Source organism: Sulfuricurvum sp. (assembly GCF_030691015.1).
Taxonomy (GTDB): Bacteria; Campylobacterota; Campylobacteria; order Campylobacterales; family Sulfurimonadaceae; genus Sulfuricurvum.
In genome coordinates, this window is the sequence record NZ_JAUYFF010000013.1 from 59,847 (window position 1) to 80,643 (window position 20,797).

A 20,797-nucleotide genomic window follows, 5' to 3' on the forward strand; every position below is an offset into this window, starting at 1 on the left:
GAGAGGAAAGGACGTTTTTATGTCTTCTCTGGAATTTATAGGGCGGCAGCCTATTATAGATCATACAGGAGAACTGATCGCTTACGATTTGTTTTATGACATCTCGATCCATGAAGATAGTTCTAATATAGCTCCTTTGATCGCTTCGGTTATCAACACCTTCTGTATCCATAATGTGTTAGGGGATGTTCAGGGGTTTATCAAAATTGATGATACTTTTTTGATGAGCGGAATCATTTATTCGGTTCCAAAGCAGCTGTTTATCCTCTCATTACCCGATTCGATCACACTCAACCATGAAAGTTATGAACGGCTTGTCGAACTGCATGGATTAGGATATTGTTTTGCACTTCACGATATCTCCTATATTCAAGCCAAAACGTTAAAAAAACTCTCCCCTCTTTTCCCTCTACTCAGCTATCTCAAGGTAGATATTAAAAACCTCTCTCAAGAGTATATGGCCAAACTCACAAAACTTCTCAACCCCTATTCTCTCAAAATGATTGCAACCGACGTCAATACCCAAGAAGAGTACGCTATCGCCAAATCGATAGGATTCCCCTATGTAGAGGGGTATTATTTCAGTGAACCGATTAGTGTTGAGCATCAGAGTGTCGACTCAAAACTGTTAACGGTAATCCGCCTTTATAATATGCTCACATCGAGTGCCACCACCACCGAAGAGCTTACTATGACGTTTGAATCCAATCCCGAACTAACGATCCAACTGCTTCAATACATCAATTCCAGTGCCTTCTCTTTACGAATAAAAATATCTTCCATAGCTCAGGTGTTGATCCTATTGGGGAGAAAATCTCTCTCCCAATGGCTCCTTCTCTTAATGTACGGAAAACATATCAACCATTCCCCTACCCAATCGCTCCTGATGCAAATGGTCTCGCGAAGAACCGCACTGATGAAAGGATTTTATAAACTTCTCAATCCCCGTACAACATCCGATGCAATGGGAGAAGCTTTTTTTGTCGGAGTTATGTCACTCGCAAGTGCTGTTATGTCGATGCCATTGCGTCTAATCCTCAAAGATATGCATCTCTCTGAAGAGGTGATGATAGCTTTACTCGAGCACAAAGGGGTACTTGGAGAGCTTTTAGAGACCGTTGAGGCGATAGAGCGGTTCAACATCGAAAAAATCCAAGCGTTTATCCATACTCACAATCTCTCATCGGCCGCAGTTTTGCAGTTGATTTCCACCACTGCCCTCTCGTCTCAAGAACTCGATTAATCTCTATGTTGTTATAATAGTCGTACTTTACTATCGGAGTTACCCATGCGTTCACTCACCCTTACCGCTTTATTACTTTTAGTTTCCAATGCATCCGCGTTGGATTTTGGCTCACTTATGCAGAGTGTAACACCGGTAGCCCAAAGTGCGGCTCCCGCCGTGGATGCTTCACTCAGCTCAAACCCCCTCATCAAAAATCTCACGACCACATTAGGGGTCACTCCGACGCAGGCTATCGGAGGAACAGCCGCCATCATTAATGATGCGAAAGGAAATATGAGCCCAACTGACTTCACTTCCCTTACCAAGCAAGTACCGCAAGCAGGAACATTCTTAAATGCCGCTCCAGCAGGAATGCTCAGCCTTGGTAATGTAGGATCACAGTTCTCTTTCTTAGGAATGGACGCTTCGATGATCACCAAATTTTCCCCTTTGGTACTTGAATACCTCCAAAGCGGTGCAACCCCCGCCATGGATAAAATTCTCTCAGCGGCCTTCGCACAATAATGATTACAACACCGTGCATCCTCTTTGCAGGGGGGAAAAGCTCCCGCATGGGAGAGGACAAATCACTTCTGCCTTTCGGAGGGTACCCGACCCTTACAGAATTTCAATATAACCGCTTAAAAACGATATTCTCCCATGTGTATATCTCTGCCAAAAGTCGTGATAAATTTAATTTTGATGCCCCCTTTATCCTTGATCCTCCCAATGCCGATTATGCGCCAACAGCAGGATTCGTCAGTATATTTAGAGAACTAAAAGAGGAGAGAGTCATCGTCTTAAGTGTTGACACACCGTTTGTCGATGAGAGGGTACTTCAGGCATTGGTGGATGCTGATACGGAAAATTTGGCTGCGGTAATCGCCCGAACGAGTGAGGGGAGCCATCCCATGTGCGGACTCTATCACCGTTCATTGTTAGGAGAGTTTGAACGAATGCTAATCGAGGGAGATCACCGTCTGGGCAAACTACTCGCTGCTTCCAACACACTCTACCTTGATTTTAGTAATGATGAACTCTTTGCCAATCTAAACCATCCGCACGAATATGAAGAGGCAAAAGTGCGTTTCAATGCACTAACAAAATGAATCCGCTCTTCCCACTGATTATAACCCTCTTTTTTTCGATGGTTCACTACCTTGGGTATACGCGCATCGTTCGCCATTTGCATATAAAACCGCGCACCCGTACCGCACTCATGACTTTCCTGATCCTCAATATGGCGGGAATCATAGGCTATCTCTCAAGCCGTTATCTCCTCAGCCCGCCGAAACTCATTTATTTCATCCTCTCTCTGAGTATCGGTATCGGGTTTATCCTCTTTATGGGAATCATTCTATACGAATTACTCCATCTATTGCAGCGGAATATCCCTTTTAACCCCGAAAAACGGATTTTTTTCAAACGTGCGACCGATATCGGATTTTTAGGCCTCGGAAGCGCTTATCTGGGAGGCGGAATTATTGAGGGGTCCAAAGAACCTGTCGTAAAATTTGTCGATGTCAATCAAAACCGCTTCGGCGGAAAAACTTACCGAATCGTCCAAATTAGTGATATGCACATCGGCGGGTTGATTGATAGAGATTTTGTTGCCAAAAGTGTCTCTATGATCAATCACCTTAACCCCGATCTTATCGCCATAACAGGTGATTTATCCGATGCTCATATCGATGTTATCAAAGATGCTGTGGATGAACTGCGTCATCTCAAAAGCCGATACGGAACCTTTTATGTGGTAGGAAACCATGAATATTTTCACTCATTGGAGACAACGGTTGCTTATGTGAAAACACTCGGAATCCATGTCTTGGAAAACAGCGCTTTAAAAATCGAAGATTTCTATATTGTCGGAGTTTACGATCTTTTTGGCTTTCGTGCCCAAACCCATATCCCCGATATCGGGCATGCTTTTAAAAACATCCCCTCTGATGCACCTACACTCCTTTTAGTCCATCAGCCAAAGTATGTAGAATTTTTGGAAGGGTTCACCCCCTCATTGATTCTCAGCGGCCACACCCACGGAGGTCAAATTTGGCCATTTGACTCGGTGGTAAAATTAGTACAGCCTTACGTCAAAGGGATCTATCCCCTCGCTCCCAACCGCCATATTTATGTCAACAGCGGAATCGGCTTTTGGGGGCCTCCGATGAGACTGGGATCAGAAGCTGAAATTACCTGTATTTCGTGGTCGTAAAACTTATTCTTCTACACTTTTAGCACAAGGTTCTTTCTCACTTTTTCGCACCAAATAAATAAAGACCGCGAATACAAGGAGTAAAAATGCCAATGCCGCGATTAATGTCGAGGCATACGGCAAATCTTTATAATCGTGTAGCGCGATTTTAAAGACCACCAGCAGAGCTTCGATTAGCAGCGCGATAATAATCGATACTGAAAAGTTAAGAAGTGTTTTCGCATTAAACGCGTCGCTCACATGCTGTGTTCGAGGCAATACTTCCTGCTCAAAAATCGTTTTCCCCAAATCGTATACCGCAAGCCCTAGCGTCAGAGCAATGATCGGTTTAAATACCGTATCCATACTGAGAGGCTCGCTTCCGAATATATACCCTCCGAAGGTATAAAACCCGTACAACACGACAAAAATCCCGAAAAAGAGGAGTCCTCCCCCGATGACTGCATAGGAAGAACGGTTAATCCGCTTAAAAATATCGTTCTTCTCGATGAGATCAAACCTCTCCAATAAACTCCTCACTCGAAAATCCAAAAACAAGTACCCATCCGAAACCGCATAAATAACCGTTATACATAAGTGTCCGGTCGCTGTTGAGATATACGGTTCACTGACGTGGTACCCTTTTTGAATTGCCACCTCATCAACCAGATACGCCCGATCAACCCCCGCATGATGTGCCTCTTCGTGATCGGCATAAATATTGGGCGAATTTTGGACAAACCCTTCATCGCATTTATACACGAGTTCCAAACTCGGAAATGTTTTATAAAGCCGTTCCGCAAGTTGTACGTTAAACGTTTTTAAACTGACTCTTCCCAAAGATGTAAGGATAAATTTCTCAATTAACGGGGCATTTGCGGCGTAACTTCGTACTAAATTTTGCATGGCCTCCCCCTCGACTTTATAGTTTAAAATGGAAAATAAACGAGTACTTTGGACTTACTCACTCTTTAGCGATCCCAAAGTCTCATGGCAAAACTATAGCCCAATTTTTATCATCATTATGATCATTTTTTAATCAAGTCTCGATTTACCTCTATGGGCTATAATTATAAAAAGACTATTAGGGTACCTACATGAATTTAACCCATCTCGATGAGCGTGATCGTCCAAAAATGGTCGATGTCTCGGATAAAACCACAACGTTGCGTATTGCAGTCGCCAGCGGACTCATCACCATGAGTCAAGATGCGTATGATGCTGTCGTCAATCAAACCGCTAAAAAAGGGCCTGTTCTCCAAACGGCCGTAATAGCCGCCATAATGGGAACAAAAAAGACCTCAGACATCATTCCGATGTGCCACCCTCTAGGTCTCAGCGGTGTCAACTGTGACATTGACGAGCTTCCTGACTTACCTGGGTTCCGCCTTAGTGTCACCGCAAAACTAAGCGGACAGACAGGGGTCGAGATGGAAGCACTGACCGGCACAAGCATAGGATTGCTCACCATCTATGATATGCTCAAAGCGATCGATAAAGGGATGGTGATCGGTCCTATTCAGCTTGAAACCAAATCAGGAGGTAAAAGTGGTAATTATCAACGATGAAACACAAAAGCTTGAACTGAACTATCCTTGCAGATGGTGCTATAAAGTTGTTGCAAGTGAACGAGCAGGGATAGAAGTTGCGGCACTGGAGATCTTCTGTGAAAGAGAATATTCATTAAACCCCTCAAATGCAAGCCGTAACGGCAAATATATCAGCATGAACTTAGAGTTGTTGGTTCATAATGAAGACGAACGAACCTATTTTTACGAAACGCTCAAAGCGCATCCCCACATCAAAATGGTACTATAAAGGATCGAGTGATGAAAACAGATACATTTGCCAATGAGATTCAAAGACGCTATTCAGGGTTAAATCCCACGGTTTTAACCCTTCAAGAGCTTCGCGAAGTAACGCTAAATTCGTTAAAAGAGACAACCTTGTCCCTCCATAACGAGCTTGAAGAGCTAATGGTGCAAAAAGAGCAGATTGAGCGCTCTATTACCCGTAAAAGTGATGAGCTCCAACAGCTAAAATACCGTTTCTTTGATGTATTGGAAAAAATGTTCAGCGAAGATGATGCCATGCTGGAGAAACTCCACCAGATCAAGATCCAGTCGGTTGATCTTCTTGATATTCTCGAAGAGATGGTAGAGAGTGCCATTATTACGACATTAGAGCGTGGCTCTGACATCGAAGAGACCCTTCATGAGATCATCAAAGAGATCACGTTTGAAACACTCAATGCCAATGTCCTTAATGCCATCCGTATCCGCCGAATTTTGGCAAGTATTTTACAGACGGCACTCAATCTTGCTGAAGCGACTCCGAATCAAGCAGATACTATTTTACGAGGTACATTGCAGGGTATCCGATCTGCCCTCTATAAGTCGATTGAGAAATTCCATCAATATCTCCTCTATGTCCCCGAAGAGGTGAAAGCACTCTATCGCGACGAGTACAAAACCATCGAAAATGAACTCGATCATATCGATACACTATTCACTCAGGTGATTCACTCTCTCAGCCATCACAATGCACCGGCCATAATCGCCAAATTAGAATCCGTAAGCCATGATATCCGTTTTGATACGGAAGAGATAAAACACCTCTCTAAAGAGACGGTAGAGTTATTGCGCACCCGTCTCTCAAAACTCACACGCGGCGTAACGGAGCAAGGAAATAAGCTCCTCAAATCCAAATCGGCTCAAGAGGCAAAGGCGATGGGTGTGCGCGCTTGGAGTGTTGCCAAATCAGCCATGAACGGTGCTATTAAGGGGGCCAAAGAGGCTATGGATAAGAAGTAGTCCGCTACTTACATATCCCGCGCTAATGTAAACATATTGACGTTGTTTTTCATAAAGCCCTCACAGCGATCACATACAGGATCGCCCCCTTTATAGGGGTAAGGACAGCGGCATTCATGACAAGTCACCATCTCATAATGAACCATCTGCTCAGAACGCTCATACGCGATACCTACCAGATCGAATCCCTCTTTTTTACTTATTGCTTTGGGCTTGCATATATCCTCACAAATACCGCATCCGATACATTTCCCCTGACTAAAATAGATTCCCTGTTTATCTGAAGTAGGAAAGAGCGCGTCGGTAGGACAAAATTGTGTACAGTCACCGCAGTTGGTGCACGCTTCAAAACTGATCTGTTTATTAAAAAATAGCGGAGAGCTTACAGCAAATTGTGTCGTCTCCATCCTTCCCACAACCTCTTTTAGAGAATTTTTGAGCAGTATCCTCTTCAGCGGCATTTTCATGTCGGGAAGTTTATGATGAGCCGCTGTCATTGAGATAGAGGCTACCGTCTCTTCTGCTAGAGACTCTTTTACTTTCTCGAAGCCTTTACGGAAAAGGGCACGCCGTTCACTCTGCTCCTCTTTCACTTCAATAGTTTCTACCCGATGGGGGCTATCTATCGTCTCTAAAAATTGGTTTGTTGCACCAATTTTTGATCGTATAGCCTCTTCTAATTTGCCGTTTTCATTAAGAACGCACCCTGCACAGTGGCTCAAATCACACGTCACATTCCGCTCACCGCGCAGTGCCATCACACTAAAATGTTCTACATCAAAGATACCCAAACACGGTGTGCTCACTTTGCACGTGAGTGTCGGTGCTTCTTCTAGATGTTGATACATTGCGGCATATCCGTTAGGATCGAAGCTCTCTATCTCCAAGGCTTCAGTAGGACAGCTTCCGATACACCCGGCACACTCAACACACTCATTTTCAAACAAAGTCAATTTGTTTCGAACGATATGAAAAGCTCCCTTGGGACAGATATCAATACAGATGGTACAATCGTTATGATAGTACTCATTCCGCAAACAACGGGTCGCCGTAAAACTAAATAGATTGCTTTTCTGGACAAAATTAATATTACCCATTTGTATTTCCTTGTACCAAGAAATCGTAATCAGCACTTAAAAACTCAACGATGAAGTCGCACATATCACGATAGAACGGTGTATCTGCCATACTTTTCATCCCCATCATATATGGAACTACCCATGGAAATATATGCTGATCCAAAAATTCAAATTGTGATTTCACTTCATTCCGATAGACCAATGTTTGCATAAATGCAAACTCAATCCCCAAATGATCCGGTGCCATAATCTGCGTTTGATCCATATTCACTTCAAACCCGTGAGTAAAATAAAAACCCATTACCGGATTTTGAAGCCCTACAAGTGTCTCATTCTTTGCATCCAAGACAAACGATTCTACAGGCTGAGTGTTGAGGATATACATCGATGTATAATCGGTATTGAGTTTCTCATATAACGCTTCCGTATCTGTCGCGTTGACCCATTCTTTCGTCTCTTCACCGATAATCTCTAAAAGTGACGCATTGTTTTTGAGATCATTGATAAAACGACGATCCGGGATATCGCTCATAACACGAGATAAAAAAGCATAGATGTAGAGACGATATTCATTATTCATACATATTCCTGATAAAAAGTAAGGGATTGTGTCATAGGAGGACTTTGAGACAGCAAAGCTTAGATAATTAAGGTCTAGCCCAAAAAGGGGCTAGAGTGGTGTTATAAGCACCCTTTAAAGAACGATTTTTTCGGTGGTGGCGGAGATTTAAATTCCGTCGCTTTAATCGTGTTGGTTGCTTCATCAAGTACACCAACGACAATAACACCGTTTTTATTGATCCCTTCACGCATTTCTGAAAGTTTCAATTTTGTGGTATCAATCGTATAAACTTTACCCGTATTGTGTTGATAAAGGGCATACTTCGCTTCTTTTGTCGTCACACCTACTTCAGTTTTACGAAAACAACCATCCGATCCGCACACATAATTTTCCAAATAACAATCGGCAAATGCACCTTGAGCGGCACATCCCGGAGTTGTTAGAAGCCCTTCGAACTCTTCAGGCTCATTGGCGAATGCACTAAAAACAAGTGCAGCACACAATAATGTTATCTTTTTCATTATTCTACCTCCGCTTTTAGGGTTTTGAGGTACGCTACGATATTATCAACCGTCTCTTTATCCAAGAAACTGTAATCGGTCATCGTAGATACACGTTTCCCTTTTTCTAAATTGTACCACGGTGTATTAACATGCGCATTACGGTTATAACCTGGCACAACAACCGCAGACGGTTTTAAGATTGACTCACGCAAATAGGCTGATGTTGAATAGCCGCCGATGTTTTTCAAAGAAGGCGCCATGAATGATTTCGGATCGGTCGCTTCAATTTGATGACAACCGTTACAACCGTTTGTCATTGCCGCTTCTTTACCTTTTAACGCATCACCTTTGCTTTCAGTGGTCAATTCTGCGACCATTGCCGTTGCAGACTTTTGACCTTCGAGGTTGATAGCAACCCATGAACTTAGATTTTTCAATCCGTTACGTCCCATTGTTGAACCGTCCCATACTGCAATCGCAACAGGTACGGTTCCGTTTAGGTTAACATAGTCGTCTTTTAACGCTCGGACTAACGTTCCACTCCAACCTGCAGGTCCATGAACCATCGCTCCGTTTGATTTAACAGAGTTGTCTTTTACTTCGGTAGTAGAGCGAAATCCTTCCGCTACGAAAACTTTCTCATAGTCTGTTTTCGCCAATGAGGCTACTTTTGCGTCATATTCTGCTAATTCTTTACCGAATACGCCAGTTTGCTGGCGGTTGATTTGAGTGGAAACATCTTTGTTCCCGTTTGGCTCATACACTTTAGCTGTTGCTTTTTGCAAATGTACCACGACAGGACGCCCCTCAGAACCCATACCGATATACGGAAGCGGCTGAGCTTTTTTGGTAGAACCGGCAAATTGAACGGCAAATCCGTCTGTGTAGACATCACTGCTCATACACTGTTCAACATCTTTGGTTTTATCCGCCCATTTCACCATTACGGCAATGTTTTTTCCATCGTACAATGCGGCAACTTGAGCTTTTTTCCCTTTAGCATTTTCGACAAGCGCATTCGCTTTTTTATCGTTAAACTCAATAGAGGACTGAGGATAAAGGGTAAGTGTTTCGAACTTTGCTTTTGACCAGAGAGGAGAATCTGCTTTGATCCCGTCTAAACTCTCTGATACTTTTGTTGCACTAATTGCAGGATTAGCTGCCAATGCCGCCGAAGCGGCAATACCCAATGAAAGAATGGTAGTAAGAAGCTTTTTCATTAGTGGTGCCCTCCTGCTTTTGTAAACTTGCCTGCGATGTAACGGGTATCGACCGGAGCCAATGGATTACGTTTGTTATCACGTGCAACTTGTTGATAGTAGTTATTGTCCAAACGGAACATATCAGAGTGCTGATATGCGATCAATAGATCCATCAATTCGCTTACACCGGTCTCTTTACGCTTTTTCATCTCAGCTTTAAGTGTTTTGATCGCATCGTGTACGGCAGGACCAAACAATTTTTCTAACTCTTCAACCGGAAGACGGGTTGAACCTTCGATGATTTTACCCTCAGCATCAAATTTCGCCGGAGATTCGGTCGGAGGAATGTAATATACATTCGGTTGTGTACCGTAATCACTGCGAAGCCCAAGTGCTACTTTGTATTTGTGTACCAATTTATGGACTTGTGACTCTTCATCATCCAAGAATCCTACGAAACGGATACGACCGACACACTGCTGCGCACATGCAGGCGGTAATCCTTGTTCGATACGTGGGAAACAAAGAATACATTTCTCTGATTTAGAGATTTTCGGATTGAAATAGATTTTTTTGTAAGGACATCCTGCGATACAATAGCGGTACCCTTGACAACGATCCAAGTCAACCAAAACGACACCGTCTTCTTCACGTTTGAAGATCGCATCACGAGGACACGCACTCAAACATCCCGGATTTGTACAGTGGTTACAAATACGCGGCAAATAGAAGAAATAGTTGTCTTGAGGGAATGCTCCCGCACCCTCATCTTCATCCCAGTTTGGTCCCCAAGTAGGAGAGACGTGAGGATGAAAATGGTTGCTGTCGCTTTGTCCACCCATCAATGATTCATAGTTGTAATCCCAAGGTACCCCGTAATCGGCTTCGAGGTTAGGGATGACACCCGGCTGAAGGTCACCTGCAGCGTCAAATCCGCCGCCAAGCTCCATCCAGTTTTTTGGATAACCGGTACCTGGATAGGTCTCGACGTTATTCCAATACATATATTCACGACCGTTACGGTTCGTCCATTGCGTTTTACATGCTACGGTACATGTTTGGCACCCGATACATTTGTTCAGGTCCATTACCATTGCTAATTGTCTTTTAGACATCTAAACCCCTTAATACTGTACGTCTTTTGCTTTTTCGTAATTCACGGCGCCATCATAAGCGTACTGATTACCATCCCATAGTCCACCAAATTTCAAGTGTCCCCATCCATCAGCCATCTCAAGTAGGTTCAATGCAGTTGGTACAACTTCATTGTGCCCTTTGTTTTTCAAATACATGTACGGTTCCCATCCATGCTCTAATACCAATCCATCAGCCGGAGCGGAAGAGGAGAGTTTTGCCATTGCATAGAACTCACCGAGGGCATTGTAGATACGGATAGTTTCACCGTCTTTGATCCCTTTAGCTTCTGCAACCACACGGTTGATTTGTGCTGCAGGGACACCGCGTTGAAGACGCAATAATGTACGTGACGTTTTGTAGTTCGAGTGAATAGACCAACGAGCATGCGGTGTCATAAACACGTACGGATAGTCTTTCGACTGTGGACGAATCCCTTCCATACCTGTGTTAGTTGCCGCACCCATTTTGATATACATCTCATGGTCAACGTAGAACGTTTGACGTCCTGATAGTGTCTCAAGACGCTCCATTTTATACAAATGGTCCTCGTTCGAGTTAAACGGACGATCCGAGTACAACGGTGAAGATTTTGCCGCTTTTTCATTGATCAGCAAGAATCCGCCCACTTTGTACATTTTCTCCATCGTCCACGGCTCATACTGCTCACATTTTTCCAATGCTGCTTGTACCGCCATTTTGTCGGTTCCGAGATACACTTCACCTGCACCCTCAGACTCTGCATCGGTGTTGGTAAATTCTTTGTGGAAAATAGTCAAATCATGGAAACCCGGTTTCGCGAATTTCGGATGATCTTTAACTTTTGCTTTAGAGATATTTTCAGGGCGGTTTGCCAACTCTTCCATTTTTTTAGCAAGGAAGGTAAACATTGACCACTCATCCATCGATTCACCAATATTTTTGATGTTTGCAACCGGTTGAGCAAGATTCGTAAAGCGGTGGTATCCAGGGCTGGTACGAAGGTCATACACTTCATAGTGCGATTTCGCAGGGAGAAGAATATCGGCATATTGTGCCGCTTCAGACATACGATAATCGACATACGCATAGAATTTTGTTTTATTCAAAAATGCTTTGCGATATTCAGACCCTTTGTTACGGCGGAATTTCGAATCGGCTACGATAAGAGCACAATCAGGCTGCCACCACGGTTTATTCACATTACCGCGTTTAGAGGCTTGATTCACTTTATCGTTTTCACCCGATTTGAGCATTTCAGACAATACTGCCATATACTCCTCTTTTGACATCCCGTTTTGAGCACGTTTGACATCTTCGTCACCGAAGTATTGATCAAACGTTTTCATCCCGTCACCGAATACGAATTCACCGACGAAACCTGATCCGAAACGGGCATTGTATTTACCGCTAAATCCTGACAATGCGCCAAGTCCTGAGAGGGTAAACTCATTCTCCGTATTGATACCGCCGTATGGTCCCATACGTCCGGTAAGACCACAGATGGAAGCAACGTTCCAAATGGTCATAACACCGTTGAAATATTTATTCAACGAGAACCCAGTTGTAATCTCAACAACTTTAGGGATTGCGATATCGCGTGCCAACTGACGTGTTGTATCAGGATGAACACCTGTCACTTCTTGGATCGATTCAGGGCTGAATTTCGCCGCTGATTTTTTGAGCATTTCGAATACGGTGGTCACTTCACGTTTGTGACCGTGCATATCGGTAATGGTCCATTTTCCTTCAAGTTCCGGAACGATTCCGTGATCATCAAGACGAAGTGATTTCTCACTGCTTCCCTCAGTACCAGGCATCAAAGCGATTTTACCGGTCGCTTTATTCATACAATAGAACTCTTCCATATATTTGTGATGATCCTCATCATTTGCCGCATGTTCCATATCCGAACGACGAAGCATTTTTTGAGTTTCAACATCCACCAAGAACGGAAGGTCAGTCAAGCTTTTCATAAACTCAGGTTTGTAGAGTTTTTCATTCAAGATAACATTGATAACACCCATCGCAAGAATATTATCTGAACCCGCTTTGATCGGGATCCAAAGGTCGGCTGATTTTGCCGTTGCATTGAACTCAGGGGTAATAACGATAACTTTCGCTCCGTTATATTTCCCCTCCCATACGAAGTGAGCATCCGGGATACGAGAAACCGATGGATTTCCGCCCCACATTACCGCAGTATCGACGTTATACATGAAATCCCATGTACAACCGAGGTTACCCTCACCATAAGCAATCGCCGCACCTGAGAACATATCTCCGAGGTAAGATGATGGGTAAATACGGATCGCACCGAGCTGAGTCGAGAAACGTAATGGCGCACCGCGACGACCCTCTGTCAAAAGACCGGTTCCCGCGTGTACCATCAATTTATCCGGACCGCGTTCAGGATCGGTCATACAATTGAAAATCTCTTGACATACGCGCTCAGCAGCTTCATCCCAGCTGATACGTTTCCATTTACCCTCGCCGCGTTCGCCAACACGAACCATTGGATAAAGAATACGATCTTTTTGATACATCGTTTGAGAGTGCTGAACCCCTTTGTTACATCCGCGCGGGTTAAAGTCAGGAATTTTTGCATTGATGATCGGATAACGAGCTGATTGGTTCTCACGGGTAACAACACCGTTGTTAGACCATACTTCCCATGCACAGTTACCTTGACAGTTAACACAGTGGTATGCAAAACCGTGTTCCTCTTTTTTACCATACGTAAATGAAAACTCATTGCGATACATATCTTCGGTATAGTTGGTATTCGGATAATTTTCTTTACCGTTCTCAACCGACATTACATTGGTTTTAGCGAATAGTGAGCCTTGTGATGCTACTAGCGCTGCCGTCATCCCTGAAACTTTCAGGAAGTCACGGCGTTGATTGTTCATTACTTTTGTCATAGTCTTAGCCTTATCGTTTAATCGGAAGGTTCATATCGTTACCCCAAACATCCCAGCTTCCTGTGAAGACTTTGACGTTTTTGTAACCCAACAATTGAAGCGCCGTGATATGTTCCGAGCTTCGTCCCGCACCTACGTGACAATACGCATAAATCGTTTTGTCCGGAGTAATACCGTAATTGTCATATACTTTTTGGATTTCAGCAGCTGATTTAAATGAAAGTTTTTTATCGGCATCGGAGATTTGGCTCCACTCAATAAATGTAGCACCCGGAACATGTCCGCCGCGTGCTACGTTATCCATTTTACGTTCACCGACAATTTCACCGATACCGCGAGAGTCGATGATCACATATTTGGATTTCTTACCGTTTTTCAGGATATCTTCCATTGCATGTTTGACTTCATTTTTGTCAGCGATTACATTCCACTTGATTTTTTTAGGATCAATTTTATAGTTTTTCGCTTTTACAACCTCATCCCCTTTTACAACAAGGAGACGTTTTTCAACTTCCGCCATTTTTGCACTCAATGCTTTCGCATCTTCAGACGCTTTTTTAATCGTTGCATCTAGGACAGTTTTATCCGCTCCCTCTTTTTTAAGAGCTTCTTTCGAATCTTTTTCTACTTTTTTGAGAGCCTTAAACTCTTTATTGAGGGCATCGTACTCTTTTTGCGCAGGATCTGCCGCCATCATAGCCGCACGTCCGCCGTTAAGTACTTTTACATTTTTATGACCGTAACTGTCGAAAAATGAATAAACGCCTGTAGCATTCGGCCCTTTAAAGTCATCATAGGCGATAACCATCATATCATTGCTGATACCTTTTTTGCCGATTGTTTGTTCAGCATCATCGATACAACGATAAAGTGGGGCACAATGCATTTCGCCATCAATATCCGAATGGTGAAGGTGGTGAGCATACATCTCTACCGACCCTTTAATATGACCGAGTTTATAAATATCTTCGTTATCACCCGATACGAACATCACTTTTGGATTACCGATCAGCTTGACCGCTTCTTCGGCAGAGATAAGGATTGAATTATCCTTATACCCATCGGCTGCCATCAATACGCTCGCTGCCGACAGTGATGCCGCAACACATAGTGTTTTTAGCAATCTGTTCATCCGTGCTCCTTTTTTTGAATGTACACACACTGGTGCTTTTATTTACGGAATTTCCATCTCTATTATAGGTGCCTCTCTCTTAATAAACGGTAAATACCTGCTTTAGCTCCACACATGGATTACTTTTTGTTACATAATTATCACAAAATTGAGAGTATAAATGATTGGACGTTTTTTTACGTTTTCTTATACTGCCTACACTGTTTTAAGCCTTACATAGTATTATTAATACTTACAATTTAATCACTTTTTGATAGTATGACGAATACTTTTATCACAAAAAAAAGGGAGCATATGCATACCGAAATGATACAAAACGCACTAACACACTCCGACACTTCTGAACTTATTGAATTATTAGAAGATAAAAGTCTTCCCATTGAAGAGGTCAAGGCAATCTATTCTGCATTTAAAACCGATAAACTCGTTGTAGGCCAAGTCGCTATGAACCTCTCATTGCGTACCTCTGTTTATGAACGAGATCGTGAATACAGCCCTATCATGGTTGAGCTCCTTATCGATATCGCAAGCAATCCGATCGATATGGGTGCACGCTGGGCCGTTGCTAAAAACCCGCATACGCCGGTTGAAGTCCTTCGTCATCTCTCTCAAGATCCTATTAACTTAGTACGCGCCCTTGTCGCAGCTAACCCCGCAACCCCGAGTGATGTCCTGGAGAAATTTTTCAATGATGAAAAGATTGTCCGTGACGGACTCTCCGGGAATCCTAATACACCTCCAAAATTGCTCAAAATTTTATGTGATGACAATGATAAAATGGTGCGCATGCGTTTGGCTGAAAACCGTTCCGCACCCAAAGAGATCATAACTCTGTTACTAAACGATACCGATTTCGATGTAAGCAAAGCGGCACAGGCAAATTTAGGAGAACGCGCATGAAAAAACGTCATTTTGAAGAGCGCAGCCAGTTCATGACTCTCGAAAATCACTTTTTAAATACTTTTTTTTCGGGACTCTATTTGAGTGCAGGTGATTTTATTACCATCGGTAACGCCAACGGAATAGAACTTCGAATGCATTCTCGTGAAATGCTGATTAAAGATTTACTCAATGAATCAAACAAGATAGGAACACTTAAAGATGTCATAGCGTCTCTCAATGCACTCATCGACGAGCGCGTCAGCACCTGTCATCGTCTTAGTCTTGAATATCCAAATGCCCGAGTTCCGTTAGCCAAACTTGCGCAAAAAGCAAATGGAACCAAAGCTCTCTTAGCACGCGAAGCGAGAGGAAACCCCTATGAACACTAAAGAATTACAAGAAGCTCTCAATACTCTCTCTTATCCGGGGCTTAGCCGAACACTAGGGGAACTCAAGCTCATATCCGATGCAAAAGTCAGTAATGGCACCGCTACAATTGAACTCCTTACGGTAAGCGATGACTCATATCTCACGGTAAAGTCAGCTATTGAGACGGCGTTGAACGAACACTTCTCCAGCCTCAATATCACCAAAAAAACACTAGTACAAAAAGATACCAATTACGGAAACAGTGCTTCCCCCAATAATCGTGCGCCTTATGCAGCAAATGTCATTGCCGTAACGAGCGGCAAAGGGGGAGTCGGCAAAAGTACCGTCAGTGTCAATCTCGCAATAGCCCTTGCTCAGAGGGGGTATCGAGTCGGGATTTTAGATGCCGATGTCTACGGTCCGAATGTTCCGCGCCTCACCAATACCGATTTGGAAAAAATCCGTTGGAATGACGATAACAAAATTATTCCCAGTGAAAACTACGGCATTAAAATCATGAGTGTTGCCCTTACAACTCCGACCTCTGATACGCCCCTTGTATGGCGTTCATCAGTCGCAGTCTCGGCACTCATCCAATTTCTTGAGGATGTAGAGTGGGGAGAACTTGATTTTCTCGTCATCGATATGCCTCCGGGAACCGGTGATATCCAACTCACTATGGCCCAAGAGCTCCCTATCACGGCAGGAGTGATCGTAACCACCCCCCAACTCGTCGCCAGTGATGACGTCAGCCGCGCGATAAGGATGTTTCAGGATATCCATGTACCGATGGCAGGATTGGTAGAGAACATGAGTTATTTTATCGCTCCGGATACGGGAACACGCTACGATATTTTCGGAAGCGGCGGCGGAGCACGTTTAGTAGATCGTTACAATATCCCCTTGTTGGGACAGATTCCTCTAAACATGGATATCCGTGAAGGCTCGGACAACGGTGAACCGCCGGTTGTTTTAGGCTCAGATACATTAAAAAATTACTATAAAGAGATTGTAGAAAATATGCTCAAAGCTGTGAAGTTTAAAATCTAGAGGTGAACGATTCCACTTTAAGTGGAATCGTTTTATTTATTTAAAAATCTTTTTAAGATCTACTTCAATAGCACCTGGTACAGTTGCAATCGTCATAAATTCTGTCATAGTTAGTAACGGATAGCTGATAGCGATAAAATATTTTGCACTCAACGCTTTTGCTTGTCCGCCTTCAATCAATACTGCCCATGGAAGCAATTGAGAGTTTTGTGTTCCGATTTTTTTAACAAATCCGTTTGTACGTCGATCCAAAGTAACGAACGCAACATAGCGATCCTCTGAGAGTTTCACGACTGCTGTTGTCCCTTTTGCCGCTTGTGCTTTAGCCACAAGATCAGCCGTTGATCCCTCACCAACAACACTCATATCTTCATAGTACGGCATACCGACCATAAAATGGTATCCTGCCAATCCCGCAAATTCCCATTTATCGTTAGAATCTTTTAAAGGGCCGAAGGCTTTCTCAAGTGATCCCAAAACAGCAGAGGATGCTGCATGGCTGTACTCTTTTTGCATAAATGCTTTTCCAAAATAGACCGGATTGGCAATACTGATTTGCTTACGCTCATCATCAACTAAAATCCGCCCTACGGCTGCAAGACCACGAGTCGCTTTATTAGCTGTTGCTTTCATCGCTGCATTGGTATAGAGTACGGTTGTTCCCGCATCTGTTTTGTAGGTACCGACTACATCAAATCCCGCAGATGAAAGTTTTGATTTTGTACTCTCTACATCAGCGTAAGCTCCTATTTTATAGGTTGCAACAACTTTTTCAACTTTCACTCCGGCTTCCGCTTCAGGAGAAACTCCGGCACATCCGCAAAATCCGACAACGAGTGCGCTCATAATGAGTGTATAGATTTTTTTCATTTCTCTTGTGCTCCCAATTCCGTCATAATTTTAATGATCTCTTTATCCAAAGCAACGATAGAATCGTTCATTTTTTGATCTTTGATCCCCATAACCGCTGTCCAAGTAGCCAAACGAGGCATACCGATCATCACTTTATTTGATCCTTTTTCAATGTACATATACATTGAACACGGTGCTAACGCTCCTGCATCCGGGCGTCCTTGGTTAAAAATTCCTTCGGAGAATTTAAAGTGGCAAAGAGAGTAAACCCAATACGCATCAAATCGACCAAACTCAATATTGGCATCGGTCATAGAGCCTTTAATATCTTTATACCCGGCAATGATATATTTATTCTCTTCAAATTTCTCTTCAAATTTTCCTTGGAAATCAGCAATAAAGCCGTCCAAGCTAGCACCGCGTTCAAACGGAAGTTCAAATGTCATCATCGGCTTCGCAGGAAGTGCGCTGTACTCTACAATTTGGACTTTACTCCCGATCTCTTTTTCGATCATTTTATCAAGCTCAGGGAATGTTGCAATAAATTTAGCCCGAACATCTGCATCTTTAACACCAGTGATATCGAGCATCGTTTCAGGAGTGATGTGCCCTACATAGGTTTTATCTTCAGATTGCTTTTTCCATACATGAAGATTGAACGGACTGAATCCGCCCAAGCTTGGTTCTTTTAAAAGAAGTGGACCGACTGCTGCATCTTTCGTTACCGAGAAAAACCCGAGATTATCAAGATTTGTCCCGCCGTATTTCGTTTTATACGCATCATTGATACGCTCATGCGGATCGGATAATACAAATCCGATAGTACTGATCTTATTATTGACCATATCCATATACGCTTTTTCTTTATCACCGTCGCCGATATAAAACTTTGCACCCTGTGCTCCGAATGCTACCGAAGCCGCCAATGAAAGCGCTGCCGCACCCATTAATAGTCTATTAAACATTTGATTCTCCTCTAAGTAATCGCTTTTGAGCCGTGTATTGCCCTTTATGTAAAAGGGTATTTTATCACAAAGCCATCAAATAAACGATAATAACAATCCAACTATTTTGGTCTCTTATTATGGTTTGAAAAGGTGAATGGATTGTGAATCTCTCCCGAGAGGAGAGAAAAAGTTATTTAGAAAGCGAAATTAAGTTGGAAGCTCACAGCATCTTGACTGTGTTTAGTTGAAACTTGGTTGTTAGCTGTCATACCTGTAGCTGTGAATGTTTCAGTATTTTCGGCTGCATATACATACGCCAAATCAAGTGATGTCATTTTTGTAAATGCATACGTTCCACCTACAGTGTAGTGTTTTTCAACAATACCAGGGAATCCAAGTAAATTAAACAAGTTCTTTTGTGCTGCATCAGTACCTACTTGCTCTTTAATTGGACTTTTCGCATAGTTATAACCGGCACGTAACGCCCAGTTGTCTTGTGCATATTGATAACCGATTATATAGACGTTTTGATCTTCCCATCCAAAATCTTTATACCCTTTTGCACTTTCCCATTTAATTTTTTTGTAATCTAATGCTACAGTGTGACCATTTGTAGTATATGATGCACCTATACCGATTTCAGCCGGTTGTTCAAGGTTGTCAGCTAGTCCAGCACCACCATTCATCCCGAACTGTACAGTTGCTTTAGATAATTGTCCTTTATAAAGCATATCAATGGCTGATTTATAAGATGCACCAACCGTCAATCCAGACATTTCATATGACACACCAAGATTGTAACCCATACCAAAATCTTGTGCTACACCTTGTGTAGTACTCTGAGCAAGTGCAGGAGTAAGATAATTAATATCTAATGAACCATATTGCACTACAGGCGCAATACCAACACTCAAACTATCAATCGTGTATGCAAGAGGAACAGCAAATTGCATTAACTGTAAATTTGTCACCATTTTATAATTGTTAAAAGCCCCGCCAGTTTCCGCTCTATGGTCTACACCCATACCTGCTGTACCGAACATACCAATACCCCAAGTAAAGTTATCAGATACTTTTTGTGCAACAGCAACTTCTGGAATAACACTTAAATCAGCCGAACTATCTTTATACCCCTCACCTACAGTTGTTTGTACATCTGGCATAAAGATAGTCCCACCGAAAGAGATTTCAGTACCTTTAACAGATGAGATCAAAGCTGGATTGGCAAGAGCCGATTCTGCGCCATGTGACATACCGATACCGATACCACCCATACCACGTGCTTTAGCACCCATACCGATCAAATGATCCCCATTGGTTGCAAATGCAGATGTACCACTAAGAGCGAGGGCAGCAGCCACCGCGATTTTGATTGAACGTTTCATTAATTCTCCTAGATAAGTTTGAAATTGAATCGGTAAACGATTCGTAAACAGCACTATTATAGGGGCGAAAAAATTAAACTAAACTTAACACAAAAATATCACACTATAAAAAAAAGTAATATTTTAAATCATACTTATAATACGACGCATTAATAGGTTTAACTTATACCAATAAATCGTCATAATAGCCAGTTAACCTACTATATAGTGAAAATAAGATCATATCTATAAAAAAAATTTGATTTAGCTCATTAAACAATTTTGTAATGATGTTACGGTAAGAAACACAGGAGGTGACATTTTTGTGATAAATAAAAAGTTTACGCTTAATATCGTTAGAGATAATAAAAAAATATCGCTTGGATTATGAGATTTTAGTTTTAATTGATTGATTAAAAATGAGGGTTGTATTGAAGAAGAAGAATAAATCTGAGGCCAGGCGGCGACCTACGTTTCCACACCTGAAAGATGCAGTATTATGAGCGATGAGGGTCTTAGCTTCCGGGTTCGGAATGGGACCGGGCGTTTCCCCCTCTCTATAGCCACCTGAACACTCAGAAAGGAA

General features: G+C 42.7%; 21 protein-coding genes and 1 rRNA gene. 10 read left to right on the plus strand and 12 right to left on the minus strand.

Annotation, left to right across the window (positions count from 1 at the left end):
- Positions 1–19: 19 nt before the first annotated feature.
- The 4 genes from Q8O20_RS09345 to Q8O20_RS09360 are packed head-to-tail and all read left to right on the plus strand — an operon-like array spanning position 20 to position 3,440.
- Entirely contained in the window at positions 20–1,243 is a 1,224-nt protein-coding gene (locus Q8O20_RS09345) for an EAL and HDOD domain-containing protein (RefSeq protein WP_305530937.1), read from the plus strand.
- Between the two features lie 45 nt (positions 1,244–1,288).
- A complete protein-coding gene (locus tag Q8O20_RS09350) occupies positions 1,289–1,750 on the plus strand; it encodes a DUF2780 domain-containing protein (protein ID WP_305530938.1) in 462 nt (153 codons plus the stop codon).
- Entirely contained in the window at positions 1,750–2,334 is a 585-nt protein-coding gene (gene mobA, locus Q8O20_RS09355; protein WP_305530939.1) for a molybdenum cofactor guanylyltransferase MobA, read from the plus strand. Before Q8O20_RS09350 ends, mobA begins: the two co-directional genes overlap by 1 nt.
- Entirely contained in the window at positions 2,331–3,440 is a 1,110-nt protein-coding gene (locus tag Q8O20_RS09360) for a metallophosphoesterase (RefSeq protein ID WP_305530940.1), read from the plus strand. The genes mobA and Q8O20_RS09360 overlap by 4 nt, the downstream gene beginning before the upstream one ends.
- A gap of 3 nt (positions 3,441–3,443) precedes the next feature.
- Here Q8O20_RS09360 and Q8O20_RS09365 read toward each other — a convergent pair whose 3' ends face one another.
- A complete protein-coding gene (locus tag Q8O20_RS09365) occupies positions 3,444–4,325 on the minus strand; it encodes a hypothetical protein (RefSeq protein ID WP_305530941.1) in 882 nt (293 codons plus the stop codon).
- A 191-nt stretch (positions 4,326–4,516) separates the two neighbouring features.
- On the opposite strand from Q8O20_RS09365, the gene moaC reads away from it, so the two are divergent.
- The 3 genes from moaC to Q8O20_RS09380 are packed head-to-tail and all read left to right on the plus strand — an operon-like array spanning position 4,517 to position 6,232.
- A complete protein-coding gene (gene moaC / locus Q8O20_RS09370) occupies positions 4,517–4,987 on the plus strand; it encodes a cyclic pyranopterin monophosphate synthase MoaC (RefSeq protein ID WP_305530942.1) in 471 nt (156 codons plus the stop codon).
- A complete protein-coding gene (locus tag Q8O20_RS09375) occupies positions 4,968–5,237 on the plus strand; it encodes a YbeD family protein (protein WP_304738977.1) in 270 nt (89 codons plus the stop codon). The genes moaC and Q8O20_RS09375 overlap by 20 nt, the downstream gene beginning before the upstream one ends.
- A gap of 11 nt (positions 5,238–5,248) precedes the next feature.
- Positions 5,249–6,232: a DUF6781 family protein gene (locus Q8O20_RS09380; RefSeq protein WP_305530943.1), complete on the plus strand. Its 984-nt coding sequence runs from the start codon at positions 5,249–5,251 to the stop codon at positions 6,230–6,232.
- A gap of 8 nt (positions 6,233–6,240) precedes the next feature.
- Here Q8O20_RS09380 and Q8O20_RS09385 read toward each other — a convergent pair whose 3' ends face one another.
- From Q8O20_RS09385 to Q8O20_RS09415, 7 genes are all read right to left on the minus strand, one after another.
- Complete coding sequence (locus Q8O20_RS09385; protein WP_305530944.1) at positions 6,241–7,329, minus strand: 4Fe-4S binding protein; 1,089 nt, start codon at positions 7,327–7,329, stop codon at positions 6,241–6,243.
- Positions 7,322–7,891 carry a molecular chaperone gene (locus Q8O20_RS09390; RefSeq protein ID WP_304738988.1) on the minus strand — a complete coding sequence of 190 codons (570 nt, stop codon included), beginning with the start codon at positions 7,889–7,891 and terminating at the stop codon, positions 7,322–7,324. The genes Q8O20_RS09385 and Q8O20_RS09390 overlap by 8 nt, the downstream gene beginning before the upstream one ends.
- 101 nt (positions 7,892–7,992) lie before the next feature.
- Positions 7,993–8,394, minus strand: coding sequence for a hypothetical protein (locus Q8O20_RS09395; RefSeq protein ID WP_305530945.1), 402 nt, complete (start codon positions 8,392–8,394; stop codon positions 7,993–7,995).
- A complete protein-coding gene (locus Q8O20_RS09400; protein ID WP_305530946.1) occupies positions 8,394–9,596 on the minus strand; it encodes an ethylbenzene dehydrogenase-related protein in 1,203 nt (400 codons plus the stop codon). The genes Q8O20_RS09395 and Q8O20_RS09400 overlap by 1 nt, the downstream gene beginning before the upstream one ends.
- Positions 9,596–10,693, minus strand: coding sequence for a 4Fe-4S dicluster domain-containing protein (locus Q8O20_RS09405; RefSeq protein ID WP_305530947.1), 1,098 nt, complete (start codon positions 10,691–10,693; stop codon positions 9,596–9,598). The genes Q8O20_RS09400 and Q8O20_RS09405 overlap by 1 nt, the downstream gene beginning before the upstream one ends.
- A 9-nt stretch (positions 10,694–10,702) precedes the next feature.
- A complete protein-coding gene (locus Q8O20_RS09410; protein ID WP_305530948.1) occupies positions 10,703–13,615 on the minus strand; it encodes a molybdopterin-dependent oxidoreductase in 2,913 nt (970 codons plus the stop codon).
- Positions 13,616–13,625: 10 nt separating this feature from the next.
- Positions 13,626–14,747 carry a sulfurtransferase gene (locus tag Q8O20_RS09415; RefSeq protein ID WP_305530949.1) on the minus strand — a complete coding sequence of 374 codons (1,122 nt, stop codon included), beginning with the start codon at positions 14,745–14,747 and terminating at the stop codon, positions 13,626–13,628.
- A 294-nt stretch (positions 14,748–15,041) separates the two neighbouring features.
- On the opposite strand from Q8O20_RS09415, the gene Q8O20_RS09420 reads away from it, so the two are divergent.
- Genes Q8O20_RS09420 through Q8O20_RS09430 form a run of 3 tightly spaced genes read left to right on the plus strand, consistent with a single transcriptional unit; the run spans position 15,042 to position 17,048 of the window.
- Entirely contained in the window at positions 15,042–15,647 is a 606-nt protein-coding gene (locus Q8O20_RS09420) for a hypothetical protein (protein WP_305530950.1), read from the plus strand.
- On the plus strand, positions 15,644–16,018 hold the full coding sequence (locus Q8O20_RS09425) for a hypothetical protein (RefSeq protein ID WP_305530951.1): 375 nt from the start codon (positions 15,644–15,646) through the stop codon (positions 16,016–16,018). Before Q8O20_RS09420 ends, Q8O20_RS09425 begins: the two co-directional genes overlap by 4 nt.
- Positions 16,008–17,048 carry an Mrp/NBP35 family ATP-binding protein gene (locus tag Q8O20_RS09430; protein WP_305530952.1) on the plus strand — a complete coding sequence of 347 codons (1,041 nt, stop codon included), beginning with the start codon at positions 16,008–16,010 and terminating at the stop codon, positions 17,046–17,048. The genes Q8O20_RS09425 and Q8O20_RS09430 overlap by 11 nt, the downstream gene beginning before the upstream one ends.
- A gap of 36 nt (positions 17,049–17,084) precedes the next feature.
- On the opposite strand, the gene Q8O20_RS09435 is transcribed toward Q8O20_RS09430, so the two are convergent.
- From Q8O20_RS09435 to rrf, 4 genes are all read right to left on the minus strand, one after another.
- Positions 17,085–17,918: a hypothetical protein gene (locus Q8O20_RS09435; protein ID WP_305530953.1), complete on the minus strand. Its 834-nt coding sequence runs from the start codon at positions 17,916–17,918 to the stop codon at positions 17,085–17,087.
- Entirely contained in the window at positions 17,915–18,865 is a 951-nt protein-coding gene (locus Q8O20_RS09440; protein WP_305530954.1) for a hypothetical protein, read from the minus strand. The genes Q8O20_RS09435 and Q8O20_RS09440 overlap by 4 nt, the downstream gene beginning before the upstream one ends.
- 176 nt (positions 18,866–19,041) lie before the next feature.
- The gene (locus tag Q8O20_RS09445; protein WP_305530955.1) at positions 19,042–20,232 is read right to left on the minus strand and encodes an OmpP1/FadL family transporter; all 1,191 of its coding nucleotides are present in this window, start codon (positions 20,230–20,232) and stop codon (positions 19,042–19,044) included.
- Between the two features lie 434 nt (positions 20,233–20,666).
- Positions 20,667–20,782, minus strand: a 5S ribosomal RNA gene (gene rrf, locus Q8O20_RS09450).
- Positions 20,783–20,797: the final 15 nt, after the last annotated feature.